The organism is Armatimonadota bacterium (assembly GCA_017993055.1).
GTDB lineage: Bacteria > Armatimonadota > UBA5829 > DTJY01 > DTJY01 > JAGONM01.
On sequence record JAGONM010000001.1, the window covers coordinates 42,348 to 57,923 of the forward strand.

Annotated in this window: 18 protein-coding genes; 2 read left to right on the forward strand and 16 right to left on the reverse strand. The window is 61.9% G+C overall.

Annotation, left to right across the window (positions count from 1 at the left end; all coding sequences use genetic code 11):
* Positions 1–11: 11 nt before the first annotated feature.
* From coaD to KBC96_00210, 3 genes are all read right to left on the reverse strand, one after another.
* On the reverse strand, positions 12–551 hold the full coding sequence (gene coaD / locus KBC96_00200) for a pantetheine-phosphate adenylyltransferase (protein MBP6962807.1): 540 nt from the start codon (positions 549–551) through the stop codon (positions 12–14).
* 26 nt (positions 552–577) lie between these two features.
* On the reverse strand, positions 578–2,707 hold the full coding sequence (gene recG, locus KBC96_00205) for an ATP-dependent DNA helicase RecG (GenBank protein MBP6962808.1): 2,130 nt from the start codon (positions 2,705–2,707) through the stop codon (positions 578–580).
* Positions 2,708–2,862: 155 nt separating this feature from the next.
* Positions 2,863–3,600, reverse strand: coding sequence for a hypothetical protein (locus KBC96_00210; protein MBP6962809.1), 738 nt, complete (start codon positions 3,598–3,600; stop codon positions 2,863–2,865).
* A 179-nt stretch (positions 3,601–3,779) separates the two neighbouring features.
* On the opposite strand from KBC96_00210, the gene KBC96_00215 reads away from it, so the two are divergent.
* Positions 3,780–4,532: a prepilin-type N-terminal cleavage/methylation domain-containing protein gene (locus KBC96_00215; GenBank protein MBP6962810.1), complete on the forward strand. Its 753-nt coding sequence runs from the start codon at positions 3,780–3,782 to the stop codon at positions 4,530–4,532.
* 221 nt (positions 4,533–4,753) lie between these two features.
* On the opposite strand, the gene KBC96_00220 is transcribed toward KBC96_00215, so the two are convergent.
* Positions 4,754–4,942 (reverse strand): zinc ribbon domain-containing protein, encoded by a 189-nt coding sequence (locus KBC96_00220; protein ID MBP6962811.1) that lies wholly within the window; start codon positions 4,940–4,942, stop codon positions 4,754–4,756.
* Between the two features lie 411 nt (positions 4,943–5,353).
* Between KBC96_00220 and KBC96_00225 the strand changes: the two genes are divergently transcribed.
* Positions 5,354–5,551, forward strand: a complete 198-nt coding sequence (locus KBC96_00225; protein MBP6962812.1) for a hypothetical protein — start codon at positions 5,354–5,356, stop codon at positions 5,549–5,551.
* A gap of 139 nt (positions 5,552–5,690) precedes the next feature.
* Here the strand turns inward: KBC96_00225 and KBC96_00230 are convergent, their stop codons facing one another.
* The 12 genes from KBC96_00230 to KBC96_00285 all read right to left on the reverse strand — a co-directional run bounded on the left by KBC96_00230 (position 5,691) and on the right by KBC96_00285 (position 15,552).
* A complete protein-coding gene (locus tag KBC96_00230; GenBank protein MBP6962813.1) occupies positions 5,691–6,023 on the reverse strand; it encodes a nucleotidyltransferase domain-containing protein in 333 nt (110 codons plus the stop codon).
* Complete coding sequence (locus tag KBC96_00235; GenBank protein MBP6962814.1) at positions 5,996–6,388, reverse strand: HEPN domain-containing protein; 393 nt, start codon at positions 6,386–6,388, stop codon at positions 5,996–5,998. Before KBC96_00235 ends, KBC96_00230 begins: the two co-directional genes overlap by 28 nt.
* A gap of 51 nt (positions 6,389–6,439) precedes the next feature.
* Entirely contained in the window at positions 6,440–6,709 is a 270-nt protein-coding gene (locus KBC96_00240) for a DUF167 domain-containing protein (GenBank protein ID MBP6962815.1), read from the reverse strand.
* A gap of 19 nt (positions 6,710–6,728) precedes the next feature.
* Positions 6,729–7,088 (reverse strand): DUF2500 family protein, encoded by a 360-nt coding sequence (locus KBC96_00245; GenBank protein MBP6962816.1) that lies wholly within the window; start codon positions 7,086–7,088, stop codon positions 6,729–6,731.
* A gap of 39 nt (positions 7,089–7,127) precedes the next feature.
* Positions 7,128–8,567: a CPBP family intramembrane metalloprotease gene (locus tag KBC96_00250; protein ID MBP6962817.1), complete on the reverse strand. Its 1,440-nt coding sequence runs from the start codon at positions 8,565–8,567 to the stop codon at positions 7,128–7,130.
* A 14-nt stretch (positions 8,568–8,581) separates the two neighbouring features.
* Positions 8,582–8,869 carry a YggT family protein gene (locus KBC96_00255; GenBank protein MBP6962818.1) on the reverse strand — a complete coding sequence of 96 codons (288 nt, stop codon included), beginning with the start codon at positions 8,867–8,869 and terminating at the stop codon, positions 8,582–8,584.
* A gap of 34 nt (positions 8,870–8,903) precedes the next feature.
* Positions 8,904–9,722 carry a pyrroline-5-carboxylate reductase gene (gene proC / locus KBC96_00260; GenBank protein ID MBP6962819.1) on the reverse strand — a complete coding sequence of 273 codons (819 nt, stop codon included), beginning with the start codon at positions 9,720–9,722 and terminating at the stop codon, positions 8,904–8,906.
* Between the two features lie 13 nt (positions 9,723–9,735).
* Complete coding sequence (locus KBC96_00265; GenBank protein ID MBP6962820.1) at positions 9,736–10,188, reverse strand: cell division protein SepF; 453 nt, start codon at positions 10,186–10,188, stop codon at positions 9,736–9,738.
* 69 nt (positions 10,189–10,257) lie between these two features.
* Positions 10,258–10,941: a YggS family pyridoxal phosphate-dependent enzyme gene (locus tag KBC96_00270; GenBank protein MBP6962821.1), complete on the reverse strand. Its 684-nt coding sequence runs from the start codon at positions 10,939–10,941 to the stop codon at positions 10,258–10,260.
* A gap of 255 nt (positions 10,942–11,196) precedes the next feature.
* The gene (locus KBC96_00275) at positions 11,197–11,937 is read right to left on the reverse strand and encodes a methyltransferase domain-containing protein (protein MBP6962822.1); all 741 of its coding nucleotides are present in this window, start codon (positions 11,935–11,937) and stop codon (positions 11,197–11,199) included.
* Between the two features lie 239 nt (positions 11,938–12,176).
* Entirely contained in the window at positions 12,177–13,856 is a 1,680-nt protein-coding gene (locus tag KBC96_00280; GenBank protein ID MBP6962823.1) for a DUF885 domain-containing protein, read from the reverse strand.
* A 214-nt stretch (positions 13,857–14,070) separates the two neighbouring features.
* Positions 14,071–15,552 (reverse strand): rhamnulokinase, encoded by a 1,482-nt coding sequence (locus KBC96_00285; protein MBP6962824.1) that lies wholly within the window; start codon positions 15,550–15,552, stop codon positions 14,071–14,073.
* Between the last annotated feature and the right edge of the window lie 24 nt (positions 15,553–15,576).

Genomic DNA, 15,576 nt, shown 5'->3' on the forward strand with positions numbered 1-15,576 from the left:
TGCTAGAGTATCTATTCTGATCGCCTCCTTAAGCCGGATCGGCTCTGGCCGCCGGCCTTCAGACCGTGAGATGAGGAGCCGAGCTTGGCGCTCAGGCGTTCCTCGACTATCTTCGGGACGAGACCCTCGACCGAACCGCCAAGGAGGGCAACCTCCTTGACGATGCTGGAGCTGAGATACGAGTACTCGGCGTTCGTCATCATGAACACCGTCTCGATATCCCGATCCAGCCTTCGGTTCATCAGGGCCATCTCGAACTCGAACTCGAAATCCGACAGGGCGCGAAGACCCTTGACTATCACGTTCGCCTGATGCTCCTGAGCATATTGAACCAGAAGCCCGGTAAACGAGTCAATCCTCACGCCCGGGATGTCAGCGCACGCGCGGCCCAGCATCTCCATGCGCTCCTCGATGCTGAACATCGCGTCCTTGTCCAGGTTGAGGGCAACCGCCACGATCACCTCGTCGAACACGCTCGCGGCCCTCTGGACGATGTCCAGATGGCCGTTCGTGACAGGATCAAAACTTCCTGGATAGATTGCTCGTTTCACAGACTCTCGTCCCAAGAGCGCGCCTCTCAACTCACCGCTACGAGATCACTGCCTTCGAAGCGCTTCATGATAACATCGGTCAGCCCCTGATTCGCCGGTAACGACAAATCCGGGTCCGCCTTGATCATCTCGAAGGCGTCCTCCCTGCTCTTCTCCAGTATATCCACGTCACGCAGGACGTTCGCAATCCGGAGGGAAGGCACCCCGCTCTGGCGGGTCCCGTAGAACTCGCCGGGGCCGCGTATCCTGAGATCTTCCTCCGCGATCTCGAACCCGTCGTTCGTCCGGACCATCACGACCATTCGCTCGCGCGCATCGTCGGTCGTCGGGTCGGATATCAGCACACAGAAAGACTGGTGCGCTCCCCGCCCGACTCTTCCTCTCAGCTGATGGAGCTGTGCCAGTCCGAACCTCTCCGCATCCTCTACCAACATCACGCAGGCATTCGGCACGTCCACGCCGACTTCGATGACCGTCGTGGAAACGAGGACGCTTACCTCCCCGTCTCGGAACCTGCGCATGATATCGTCCTTTTCAGCCGGCTTCATCTGGCCGTGCAGCAGGGCAAGCTCGATATCCGGAAAGACATCGTTCCGCAGATGATCGGCAAGCTCGGTGGCCGCCTTCGCCTGCAGCCTCTCGGACTCCTCGATCAGCGGACATACGATATAGACCTGCCTGCCCTCGGAGATCAGCTTCCGCGCGGCCTGATAGATCTTCGGCCGCTCCTCCGTCGCCTTGAGGTGCGTGCGGATCGGCTTGCGTCCCGGCGGCATCTCGTCTATCACCGACAGATCGAGATCGCCGTAGACCGTGAGCGCGAGCGTCCTCGGGATCGGCGTCGCGGTCATCACCAGAATGTCCGGGTTGTAGCCCTTCTCCTTGAGCGCCGCTCTCTGAAGCACCCCGAAACGGTGCTGCTCGTCCACTATGACAAGACCGAGCCGCGCGAAGTCCACGCCTTCCTGGATCAGCGCGTGAGTGCCGATCACTATCTGCGCCTCGCCCGATGCTATCCGCTCGCGTGACGCCCGCTTCTCCTTCGCCGTGAGGCTCCCGGTGAGGAGCGCCGTCTGAAGCCCGAGCTGCTCGGCCCATCGAGTGAGCACAAGGTAATGCTGTTCCGCGAGTATCTCGGTCGGCGCCATAAGCGCCGCTTGATAGCCGTTGTGAATGGCGACCATCATCGCCGCCAGGGCGACGACCGTCTTCCCCGAACCGACGTCGCCCTGCATCAGGCGGTTCATCATCGTCGGCTGTGCCATGTCCCGCTCGATCTCGGCGATTACTCGCTTCTGAGCGCCGGTCAGATCGAACGGCAATATCTCGTATAGCGGCTTCGCGCACACCGGCGTCACGTGGAACGCGATTCCCGGCCCGGCCGCAACTGCGCTCTGCCTTCGCAGCGCAAGCGCGAGTTGGAGCAGGAAGAACTCCTCGTACACCAGCCTGAAGCGCGCCGTCTCCCGCTCTTCCTCGCTGTCCGGAAAGTGAATCTGACGGAGCGCCATCCTCAAGTCAACCAGCCCGCGCCGGGTCCGGATCCCCTCCGGAAGCGTCTCCTCCACCACCGGGAGGAACGCATCAAGCGCGTTGTATATGATCCGCCGGACCCGCCCCTGGAAGAGACCCTCCGTGAGCGGATAGACCGGAACTATTCGTCCGGACGAGAGGGTGTCGCCGCTTTCGCCGACCTCCTCCCACTCGGGGTTCGCTATCTCTATGCCGCGCGTGCCGAACTGGGCAGTCCCATAGACCACTATTTCCTTGCCCAGCAGTCTGACGAACTTATTCTTAAGGTACCACTGGTTGAACCAGACCAGGTATGCTACCCCGGACTCATCCTCGACCGCCACCCTGGTCAGGAGAGTCCCGCTTCGGGGAGTCCGCATGTTGTCCGCGACGCGCACCCTGCCCCGAAAGCTCGCCGTCTCGCCCGCATGGAGCTGCGCTATCCGACGCATGCTGCGGCGGTCTTCATAGCGCCTCGGGAAATGCCAGAGGAGGTCCTGGGCGGTGAAGATGCCGAGCTTCCCCAGGAGCTTCGCCATCCGCTCGCCGACTCCTTTGACGAACTGGACGTTCATGTCGAGATCGGGAGGTCGCGCGGACTTCCGCATTTCCGAGCCGGCAGTGCGTATCCGTGACTGCTGCATCTGACTCCTCGCGGAAAATACCGACGTATTATAGCTGGGTACACGGGGTCTTGTCAAGGATTCGGGGAGGGTGAGAGGCGTGGACCGAGGGATGCCGGGAGAAGCGATGGATAGGAGCGGACCGGTGCGGTCGCCTCGTCTCCTTGACTCGTCCTCTACAACTTGAATACCGAGTCCGGGAGGCCGGAGTTCACCTTGACGTCCATATATTCTGTGACACCCGCAAGCTTGCCGTCGCCGTTGTAGACGTCGAGTTGGCCCGGCACCCAGATCGCGCCGTAGTCCTTGTGCTTTGAGTAGATGAAGCGCGCGCTGAGACCGCCCTCTGAAGTGTACCTCTCGATCTTGAGCAGCTTGCAGGTCTTGGGCTCCACCCAGCAGGCGTTCCTCCTGGTCGAACCCGGACGAACGAAGGTGATTCGATATGCGGAGCCGGCCTGGGTCTTCTCGATAACCGCCTCCTGGACGATGTAGTCGTTCCAGAGTTCGTCGGTGACCAGGCCGACGTCGAGGTCGTTCTGCAGCTTGTGCGGATCGTTCCGGCAGTCCTCGGTCTTGCGTATTCCTAGCGACGGAACCCAGTAGGACTTCTTGTAGCCGTTCTGCACGACGCGAAGCGCCACCATTCCGAGCTTGCCGTCAACGGTCATCTTGTCGGGCGCCTTGTACTTGACGACGGTAGTCTTCGCCTCGTAGCTCCGCGCAAGGTCGTCGGATATCTTCGCCAGCGCTTTCTGATCGGCCTTGACTATCCGCGCTTTGACGGTGATGTCTTTGAATCCCTTCGTCGCGGCGCGTATCTCGCTGCGGACGTCCGCTGCGAGGCAAGTCGCAAGGACCGCGACTATCATCAGGACGGCGGCAAGCCCGAGGCGGATCTGTCGCAGGTTCATTTGAGGGTGTCTCTCCAACAATGATCGCGCCCGCGGTCAGGGCGCGAACTCCTGTTTCCTTCTATCATACAATACGATGGGCCGGTGCTCGATGTTTCCCCTTGCATGCGGTGAGCGGGTTCGCTATAATCGGGCGGATTCGCGGGCAACACCGATCATCCGCCGCCGGAGCGTGCCAAATGGCTGGAAACGGACTCAAGCGTACTGCCGGTCTCACTCTCGTCGAACTGCTCGTCGTCATCGCGATCATCGGCCTGCTCGCGGCGATTCTTCTCCCCGTGTTGATCTCCACGAGGGAATCGGCCCGCGCCGCCAAATGCACGTCCAACCTCAAGCAGTTGTACGTCGCCTTCGAACTCTATACCGCCGACTGGAACGGCGTGCTCCCCTGCCCCGGCGGACTGGACGGCGACCGAAGCTACTGGGCGCAGGAGTGCGGCGGCGGGGTTGACGCCTACCTGAAGAACCAGGACGAGGGTGGAAGGAGCATCTTCTGCTGCCCGTCCTACACCGGAGTCTACGCGTCGCCCTGGTCGCCCCGAACCTACGGCATGAACTCGTTCCTCCGTTCGCCCCCGGATGACCGTTTCCCGAACTGCCTCAAACGGCTGTGCGGGATCAGGAAGTCGAACATCCTCGAGCCGTCGCGGACGATACTCCTCTACGAAGGGATGCCGGAGAGCCGAACCAACACCCACGGCGAGGGCTACGTCTTTCGATGCGGCGACTGGACGCTTGTGCGCGGCTACGCTGATCTGAAACACTACCAGAGGTCGGACAAGCCCTGGCACCGCGGTCGCAACAACTACCTGTTCTGCGACGGGCACGTGGAGAGCCTCGTTCCGGAGAAGTACCCGGAGTTCAAAGGCGGTCCCAAGTCACCCGAGACCGACCTCTGGCACGTGGACAAGGAAAGATATCACGGGAAATGATCGGTTCAACCGGCCCGATCCAGGGCCAGCAACAGCCCGAACGCCGCGCCGAGCACGACAGCGACGTACGGGTTGCAGAACATCTTTCACCCGCCGCCCATCTGGCGGCTGAGGACGCTCAGCCCGTAGCCTACCGCCCCGCCGATGACGATTCCGAGAGCCATCTTCATTGCGTTACTCCCATGTGAGAGCCGGTGACCACCGGCTCAGGACCTGGGCTTTCACCCGCCGGGTTTGCAGTCGCCGCCGCCACCCAGGAAACGGCTGAGCGACGAGAAGACGGAGAGCGTCCGGCTTGTCTCAGTAGCGCCGCACTTCGGGCATTCCTTGCCCTCTCTTGAGGCGTCAACCGTTTCCAACAGCGAGAACCTCTCGCCGCACTTCGAGCACTTGTATTCGTAGACAGGCATGCGCTTCACCTTTGGTCCGCGTCTGTCGCGCGAGTAGACACTCATATTATACCACTTGCCAGACACATCGTCACAGTTTTCGGCATCCGATTGGCGAGGCAGGAATCCGGGCACAGATCGTGTGATAGGTACAATGTCCCTGCGCCGTCCGATTATTGTTGTCCCGGGACTGTTCATCCGTAGAGGGGAGGTACCCACGTGAGATTGATGGGAAAGCTACTCGTCTTGGTGGCTCTTGGGGTTGCGTATACGGCAGGCGGCTGTGCGCCTCCCCTCACGAGCGGCGCGTTAGTCGGTACATACCGGCTGGAACATCGGGTGGGCACCAAGAGCCACGGAGTGGAGACCCTGGTCCTGCATGCAAACGGAACGTATTCGCAGACATTCGTGCCGAGCAGAGGAGGTACCACCATGACAAATACGAACAAATGGAAGTACACCGATGGTACGCTCTGGCTGGTAGATGCACTAAGCGTGCCAGAGCCTATCCTAGACATCAAGCAGTACCCCGTAGAGAGGATCACCACAGGCTTTGGGGTCAGTGCTTACGGGGGCATATCGTTCTGCAAGGACCCCGACCTGGATCTCTACTACAGGAAGGTTCCGTGATCGGGAAGACAATGCCTGATACTACTTCCCGGAGAGACGGGCGCGGAGGTCCTCCTCCGAGAGGCCAGTGATCTCGAAGGTCTTTTCGCGGGAGGCGTGGCCGGAGGCGAGGGCGACCTGCGCGATCCTGTCCCCAAGGTCAGGCGGCGGATTCCGGGTCTTCCTCGGCGTCGTAGATTCGTTCACCGGTGCGAAGCACTTCCTTCACGAACCCGCTTCGGTCTCGCGTTTCATCGAGGAGGATCGGCTCGATGTGGATATCTACCTCGCTCCGCAGCCTGTACAGCTCGGCCGCCAGATCGAGAAAGTCACCGCCAAGTCCACAAGTGATTACCGCAATATCAATGTCGCTGTCCTCGCGCGCAGTGCCGCTAAGCTGCGATCCGTACAAAACGACCTTGCGCACCGGCATGCGCTTGCGCACCCTGTCGGAATATCGCCTGGCTACTCTGATAGCTTCTGCTTTATCCATAGATAGAATTCCGTAGTCTGATCGAGAATCAGGCGGCACTTCTCCGGCGAAAGCGCTTTCGCCAGCATGTCGCGGTCTGCGGGATATCGGCTCTCTACATTCAGCGGTTCAAGGCGTCGGGTAAGATCGAGTTGTTCCGGGGTGAGGCTTTCCGCAAGAGAGGACTGCACCGCCATCATCTCCAGGTTGTGAGTGTAAGGCGGCATCTCGCTCCTGACTCTCGCGAAGTACGCTTTCATCATCTTCTCGATGACCTGATGGCACATGAAGCCCACGTACAGATATCGGCCCGTGTCCAACATCGCGTTAGCTGTCTCCAGGTCGTATTCAGCCAGTTCAACCCAATACTCGGATCTCTCGCTCATATCGCGCCTAGTCTCCACCTGAATCATTATACCATACGCATGTGCGAACAACTAGAACTCGGAGAGCCGCGTGCAGACGTCATCCTCGGATAGGCCGGTGATCTCCAAGGTCTTGTCGCGCGAGGTGTGGCCGGAGACGAGGGCTACCTGCGACTTCCGGACACCCAGCAGTTCCGCGACGAACTCGACGGCGGCCTTGTTCGCGGCGCCTTCGACCGGCGGCGCGGTAAGCTTGATGTGCAGCACCTCACCCTCCCAGGCAGTAACCTGGTTGCGCGATCCACGCGGGTTGACTCTCACCCTGAGCCGGGTCTTTTCCATGACGGTGTCCGATCATAGGTCACTTCTTCACCATCCGGTCGTAGATGTCGGTCCAGCCTTCACCCTCGGGGCGCGGCTCGTAGTCCTCGAACTTCTCGCCGCGAAGAGTCAGAATCCCGAGCTGCCCTACACGCGCGGAGGCGTAGATCGCCTCGAGGACCTCGAAGTCGCCCTGACGCCCGCCGTACTCGATCGTCAGGTAGAAGCGGCCTGATGCCTGATCCGAGCGGCGGTCGAGAACCTTCGCCGGAACCTCGCGCAGGCGCTCGGTTCGGTTCGACTTCCATTCCCGGTAGCCCCGCTGCCAGATCATCATGACCATCAGCCAGACGATGACCGCGTAGACCGTGAGGAGGATTCCGAGCGTCAGTGGGTTCATAGTCTCCTTCGGAGCCGACAAGGAGGCAAGACCGCTTCCTCAACCGGCGAGGATAGACAGCAGTGCAAACGCGACCGCGTTGTTACAGGCGTGCGCGACGATGCACGTCAGCAGCGAGCCCCTCTGGTTGAATGCTACCGCAAACACTATGCCTAGCACAAGTATCGGTAGCAGGCCCAGCGGAAGCGGGTGGACCAGCCCGAACGCGACGGCGCTGACGATCACTCCCGCGCCGACTCCCCACCTGGCCCGGAGGCTGCTGAACAGCACACCCCGGAAGAAGAGTTCTTCGAAGAACGGGGCCGCCGCGACCACGAGCAGGAAGATCGCGACCCTGGCGGCGAGCGATTCCGACTCGACGAACAGCGGAACGATCGCGTTCTCGGAGGTGGGCAGGTATCGGCTGAGCCACTTCGCGGCGAAGGCGGTCACCAGTACCAGCGGAAGCGCGGCGGCGTATGCGCCGACACCCCAGAGCGCGTCCTTCAGCGGCTCCTTCGACCGAAGCCCGACGGCCACCCAGTTCCATCCGACGGAATGAAGGCGGGCGGAGAGGTAGATGAGGGCGAGCATCCCGGAGAACAGGTAGGCCGTGGCCGTGAACATGACCTCGACGGTCGCCTCCGCCGATATGCGCGCCGCATCGAGCGCGGCGGAGCCGATCAACTGGACGGCTGTGAGCAGGAGAACGTACACGACGAAGGCTTCCAGCAGGTATCCCGCGGCGTCGGCGCGAACGACGGGATCGGCGCTTGAGGCCGGGAGGTCGGCGCTTCGATCGCATCCGCGCTTCCTCCTCGAATACCATATCAGGAGGCCGATGCCGACGAGCCCCGTCACGAACAGCACCAGCGCGAGAGATATCAGGAGCACGAGCGTCCGAAGGGCCTCACTCTCGGCGGCCGCCCGCTCCGCCTCTGCCCTCTCCGGCATCCCGGCCCGGGCGTAGAGTCGGCTCATGGCGACGCGCTCGTACCAGCCGAGATCGAGGGCCCGGATCCGCTTCTCGTAGTCCTTCGCGGCGGCGGACGTCGGCCTCTCAAGGCGGTACACATCCAGCCAGAGTTCGGCTTCGGGCCAAACGGGGCGGAGTCCCTCGATCGCCGCGTGGAACCGACGGTCGTCTCGCGGTTCGATCTCCTGACTGAGGATAATCATCCTGCGGTAGATATCGGGGTTGCTCGGATCGCTGTCGGCAGCTTCCTGGTATCCCTTCAGGGCGGTCTCCGCAGCCTCCCGGATCTGGGCTCTCATCGTGGGGAAGTAGCGCGAGTAGGCCAGCGCGGTCTTCGCGGAGATGTCGCCCCGGAGCACGGACTCGGAGATCGCGGGAGCCTCATCCTCGCGAGGAACCACTATCTCGGCGACGGCCAACCCCACCATGATCACGACTAGGAAGGTGAACAGCAGAATGAAGCGCTCGAAAGGGTATCCACTTCGCTCGTTGAGACCGTCCGGAGGCGGGTGTCCGAACTCCATCAGAAGCGCCCCTCTCAGCCCAGCCCGATCAGTATGCGGGCCAGAACTCCCTCGATGATCCGCAGCGCGATGATCGCCAGGATCGGGGAAAGGTCGAGTCCGCCCGTCCTGTACGGGGAGAGCACTCTCTGGAACGGCCTGAGGGCGGGGTCGGTGGCTCTGAGCAGGAAGCGGACCGCATCAGGATATCTTCTGCCAAGGTCGGGCACCCATGAGAGAATCACCCTGGCCAATATGAGCAACGTGTAGACGAAGATGGCCTCTCTGACGACCAGATAGAGGATTGCTGCGGTCGGGCCCATGGGCTGCCTCCAAAAGAGTCTGCGATCAGGAAGATCACCTCATGGATGACTTGCCGATCTCCCGCGACCTCTGGGCGGCGGCCGAGACCGCACCCATGACGGCAGACCGAAACTCATCATCCTCGAGGCTGGCAATCCCCTCGATGGTAGTGCCGGCCGGGGTGGTAACCCTGTCGCGCAGGACCGCGGGATGCTCGCCGGTCTCGATCACCATCTTGGCAGCCCCGAGTACGGTCTGGGCTGCCAGCGAGAGGGCGGCATCGCGGGACAGGCCTTCGCGAACCCCGCCCACCGTAAGGGCCTCGATGAACATGTAGACATATGCGGGGCCGCTCCCACTCAGCCCGGTGACGGCGTCCATTCTGTCCTCGGTGACCCGCACGACCTTGCCGGATGCGCCGAGAATCCCGGCGGCGAGATCCATGTGGGAATGGGAGGCGCGGCGGCCCGGCGCGATTGCGATCGCTCCCTCGCCGACAAGGCAGGGAGTGTTCGGCATCGCGCGGACGACGGGCGCATCCGAGCGGAGCGCCTGTTCAATGGCAGACGTGGTGATCCCGGCGGCGATGGAGATGATCGTCTGATCCGGCCTGACGGAATCCGCTAAGTCAGAGATGACGTCGGCCATGAGGAACGGCTTGACGGCGAGGATGATCACATCGCACCCACCGACGATCAAACGGTTGTCGGCCTCGCAGCGGATGCCCATCTCGCGGAACACCGCTCGCCGAAGCTCGTCCGGATCGGAGGCGCAGAGGGCGTCGGGGTTAGCCCTCGCGCTCAGCAACCCGCGCGCGATCGCTTCGGCCATCATCCCCGCTCCGACGAAACCGATCCTGGTGACGTCCGACATGCGTCTGATCCTTCTATTGCGAACCGGCCTCGAACACGCTCACGCTGGACCGGCGCATGTCCTCAGGCACTTCGATGACGACGTTACTGGGCGCGAACAGGAAGACCCTGTCGCCGACCCTCTCTACGAACCCGTTGAGCGCGTAGGTAACACCGTTCAGGAAGTCCACGATTCGCTCGGACATCTCCTGGGGAGTCTTGTCGAGGTTGACGATCTGCTGGCGGCCTTCCTTGAGGCCGTCGGCGGCGAGGCGGGCATCTTCAAATGTTACCGGCAGCCTTATAGACACGTGGCTCACCTTGGCGGGATGAAATCTGGACGACACCGGGCGCACACGGGTTTCCTCGGTTGGATGGTACTCGTCGTCGTAGTCCTCTTCTTCGGCCTCGCCCATGCCGAAGAGTCCCTTCATCTTGGTCAGGAAACCTCTCTGCTCGGGATCTTCCGTGGACAAATGGTTGTTCATCGCGGGCCCTCCTTCTTCCTCTGCGACCGACTCGTCAGAGTCAAGAGTCGTAAGTTCAAAGCTCAATTCTCAAGGCTTTCGAGGGGCGCGCGGGCCGAAGATCGCGGTGCCGATGCGCACCATGTTCGAGCCTTCCTCGATCGCCACCTCAAAATCCGACGTCATACCCATCGAGAGCCACAGTCGGTTACCCTCGGGCAACTGCCCCCAAAGCTCCCTCAGCAGCACAAAGGATCTTCGCACAGCAGTCTCATCGTCGGTCAGCGGGCCGATGCCCATCAGTCCGCACACCCGGACTCCGTGTACCGAGGAGACCTCGCCCACCAGGTCGAGCGCAGCTTCCGGCGCGATCCCCGACTTCGATTCCTCTCCCGATACGTTCACCTCGATCAGCACGTCCTGCGACTTGCCTATCGAGGAACTCCGCTCCGCTATCTCCCGAGCGAGGGCCAAGTTGTCCACGCTCTGGATCAGATCAAACACATGGACCGCACGGGCAACCTTGTTTCGCTGGAGATGACCGATCATGTGCCAGCGGACCCGGCCGCCGATCACGTCGTACTTTGCCAGCGAATCCTGAACGTAGTTCTCTCCTATGTTCGCCACCCCTGCGTCTATCGCCTTCTCGATTGCGGCGGCGTCAACAGTTTTTGTGACGGCGACCAGTGTGACATCGGACGGGTCTCGGCCGGCGCGCGCGGCGGCGCCCGAGATGCTTTCCTCGACGCGCATGAGATTGTCTGCGATCGTCATGTCCGGACACCCGCGGCAAGTCGTACTGAATCGGGCGCATTATAGCACAAGAGTCTCGACCGGACAACGGCAGATCAGACCTTGGGTACATCTCCCAAGAGTGGGTGCGCCTCTCGATATGCCGCCGGAGCGGCTACTCGAGGAGATCGGTGTTCGGGTCCGCAGGCGCGACCAACCGCCTGGTGTCGAGTAGGTTTCTCTGGAGACCATATCGAGACACGGTCATGACGCCACCCACTCAACTCGAATGCACCCTCAGACCTTTCCCGCCACGAAGAAGACCCGGTCGCTAGTAGAGGTTGCCGGACGGAAAGAGTAACCGGCATAGACCGCGTGAACCTCAAACCCCGCGGACCTGAGCATCCCGGAGACCTCCCCGATGTCATAGGCACGCTGAAAGTGAGTCAGATCTATGAGACTCACTTCGCCGCCTCGCCTGTAGCGGAAACTCATGGATACCCGGCAGATTCGGGTAGCGGGGTCGTAGACGCTCTTCCAGTCGTAGGTGACGGGCCTGTTCGAGACGAGGCTTCGTTGATCGAAGAAACCGGCGGCGAGGGCGAACTCCGTGTTCATGTCGAAGATGAACAGCCCGCCGGGTTCGAGATGCTCGGAGACACGGTAGAACGCCTGCTGGAGCTGGTCGGCTTCTGTAATGTAGTTCAGGCTGTCGAAAAACGAGACCGCCAGATCGAACTTCCCGGGCACGGTGAACGAGGACGCGTCGCCGACGCGGTATTCGATGTTCCGGCCCTTATCTCGGGCCTTGCGACGGGCGATCTCGATCATCTCGGATGAGATGTCAACCCCGACCACGTCGCATCCGAGGTCGGCGAGCAGAGCGCTGACGGTGCCCGTACCGCAGCAGAGATCGAGCACGCGGTGGATCGTGTGGACATGTAGCTCAGCGCCGGCCTGAACCCTCAGTTGTCGTCCCATGCGCAGCAGAATCCGCTCGACGTAGCTGATCCACTCGGAGTAAGGTACTCCGGCCATCAGTTCATCGTACAAGCAGGCTATCGCGTCGAATTGCCCGGCGATCGGCGGGGTAGTGTCCTCCGACGACCTCCAGTCTCGGCTCCGTGTCATGGCGACAGTGTAGCATAGCGGACAGAGTGGTGACCAGTTGGAGGAGTCGGGAAACTCGAGACGTGGGACCGCAACGGCAGAGGTGCAGGCAGACGATCATGCGAGCCCGGCCCTGCGGTCCAGAGCCCTTTGACTGCCATCTTATATCACGCAGAGCGGAGAACTTGCCGCTCCGCTGAGGCGTCGGCGGTCATCCGTTCGACGATCAGCGGAGTCGGAATGGACCCGAAGTTCAGGATCGCGTCGTGGAAACCCTTCAGATCGAACCGGGACCCGAGTTTGCGCTTCATCCGTTCGCGAAGGTCGAGGAGCAGCAGTTTGCCGATGACATAGGTCATCGGCTGCGTCGGGCTCATGGCGTACCGCCTGACCTCGGCCGCAGCGGCGGCCTCCTCGATGCATGCCTTGTCCGCCAGCATATCCACTGCATCGCCCAGCGACATCTGGCCGGTGTGCAGGCCGACGTCTATCATCACCCTACAGGCGCGCCAGATCATATCCTTCAGTTGGAAGATGCGTACCCTGGGATCGGTGTAGAATCCCTGCTCCTGCATCAACTCCTCGCAGTAGAGCGCCCAGCCTTCCATCAGCAGGCTGCTCAGCATCTGCCTGCGCACGGGATGCGGCGACTCCATCGCCCTTGTGAGCTGGAGATGATGGCCGGGGATACCCTCGTGAAGGGCGATGATCGGTATGGCGTATATGCAGTGCTCCAGAAGTTGCGCATACTGCTGATCCTGCGGCAGCCGTTCGTCAACGGGAGTCACCCAGAGACATCCCGTCTTGCGGTCGCCGAAAGGAGCAGGCGGGAAATATGCGGCAAAGGGCATGACGTAGCGCTCGACCTCTGGCGTGGCAGCGACGCACAGGTCGGCGTCTTCCGGGATCGTCGCAAGCCCGTGTTCAATGACGAAGTCGCGTGCCGACTCGTAGGCCTGCCGATACGCGTCCACCAGGGCCTCGCGCGGCGGGTGCTCGCGCTTCAGTTGAGCCACGAGCTCGGACCAGGGAACGGACGGGGCAATGCCCTGCGCGACATCCGCGATCTCCCGCTCGGCGTCATGAAGCGCGCGCTCGCCCAGGTCCACCAGTTCGGCCGGGGTCAGTCCCAGACAGTGCTCCTGTTCGAGCATCCTGGCGTACACACCCGCGCCGACCGCGAAATCCCCGTCCGCCCCGGGGAGCACATCATCTCGCAACCAGCGACCGTAGTCCTCGAAGGCGAGAACGGCCCTCTCGGCCTCAGCGGATATCTCGCGCTCGAAGGTGGAGCCGGCGACGATTCCGGGGAGATCATCGCGGAAGAAAGAGAGCGACCCCTGGTTCACCCCGAGCGCGATCTGAACGAACACGGATGCCGGATGGCGCAGGTTCTTCTTCGACTCGGCGAGCATATCCGGTATCTCGCGCATTCTGTCGAGGACCGGGCTGAGCCTCTCCTCCTCGGACCCGGAGCGCCTCATCAGCACACCCATGCATCCCCAGACGGCTTGCGATCCATAGACGCTCGGATTGTTCTCCCAGGAGCGTTGGTCTTCGAAAAGTATCAGTTGGCTGCGCGCCAGGCTCAGCGCGAGTTGGCGGTTCAACTCCTGCTCGTGGTCGAGGTTGCCGGGTTCGATCTCGGATTCAAGAACCGATATGGAATCCCTCAGCGAGGAACAGACGGCCCTGAAGCCGCCCGCGGATACGTCACCCAGCGTGTGGTCGTACTTGTGTATGCCGAGGATTGTGGCGCCGACCGGATTGGACCTCCAGATGGTGTCCAGCACCTCGTCGCACAGGGTTGACAGGCGCGCGCCGTCGTTCCGGGTCCGTATGAACACTCGCAGGGCTCCTTGTCTACAGACGGATGCCGATGCGACGCGACAGAGTATTCCCTCTCGTTACCGGGCTGAGCGCGTCTTGTTCATTATCGGAAAACATGCTGGGGTATTTTACCCGGGACCTGCGGTATTCTGAGCGTGGGACAAGGAAATACGGCAAGCAGCGCTGCCGGCGGTTCGATGGTCTATACCCGTCGGCCGTGCCGAGGCGGAACTATCTCACGAGCACTGCGAACCGAGCGAAGGCATCGTCAATCCGGCCATCCCGATGAGGTTCATATGTCACCAGCTCGAACGAGTTGTGTACGATGGCCCTGCCCTCTTCGAGCGAGCCGACGTGCCCGAGACCGAGCGCCTGCACGATAATGTTGCCTATCGCGGTCGCCTCGATCGGGCCTGCGATGACGGGGCGGCTCGTTGCATCTGCGGCGAGCTGACACAGAAGCTTGTTCTGCGTGCCTCCTCCGACCATATGGATTCGGTCGAGACGATTGCCCGTCAGCATTTCCAGCCGTTCGAGCACCCATCGGTACTTCAAGGCGAGGCTGTCGAGAGCGGTCCGCACGACCGAGCCGACGTCATCGGGGACGGGTTGGTTCGTGCGCTTGCAGAACTCGCGAATGCGGGAGGGCATGTCGCCGGGCGCAAGGAACGACTGGTCGTCGGGATCGACGAGCGACCGGAATGGCTCGGCGGCGGCGGCCAAATCCGTCAGTTCCGTGTAGGAATACTCCCTGCCCTCTCGCCCCCAGGTGCGGCGGCACTCCTGAACGAGCCATAGGCCCATGATGTTCCTCAGCACTCGGAACATGCCTCCCACGCCGCCTTCGTTGGTGAAGTTCAGCTCGCGGGTCTTGTCGTTGATGATCGGCTGCTTTGACTCGATGCCCATGAGCGACCAGGTGCCGCTGCTGATGTAGGCGTAGGATTCGTCCGTGCACGGAACGGCGGCGACCGCCGAGCCCGTGTCGTGGGTTGCCGGCGCGATGAACGGTATCGCGCCCGAGCCGATCTCGCGCGCTACCGACTGCCGGACGCCGCCGAGAACAGTGCCGGGCGGGACTATGTCGGCGCTGAGGAAGTGGGTGGGGATGCCAAGATCCTGCAGCATCGTGTTCGCCCACGTACCGGTCCGAGGATTGTAGAACTGGGTGGTCGTCGAATCGGTGAACTCGTTCGCCTTGACTCCGGTGAACCAGAAGTTGAGCAGGTCGGGCATCATCAGGAAGGCCCGCGCCGAGTCGAGCATCCAAGGGTGCTCTCGCGCGACCACGAACAGTTGGAACACCGAGTTGAACTGCATGAACTGAATGCCGGTCTGGTCGTAGATCTCGCTCAGCGGTAGGATCCTGGCGGCCTCTTCGATCGCTCCGTCTGTGCGAGGATCACGGTAGCAGTGGGGGTTCTCGATCAGGATGTCATCCAGCCCGAGCAGCCCGAAGTCGACGCCCCAGGTGTCGATGCCTGCGCCGGCGATCTCGGCGCCGTGCTCCTGCACGGTCACTCTCAGGCCCTGCTTCATCTCGTTGAAGAGCCGCAGCACGTCCCAGTAGAGGCTCTCACCTATAGAAACCGGCGTGCTCAACCAGCGATGCGTCTCGGTGAGACTCAGCTTCGCGCCGTCGAACGAGCCGAGGACCGATCGGCCGCTCTCCGCGCCGAGATCGAATGCGACGAACTTGAGTCCGCTTGCCACGTGAACCTCCCGAAGCTATCGATA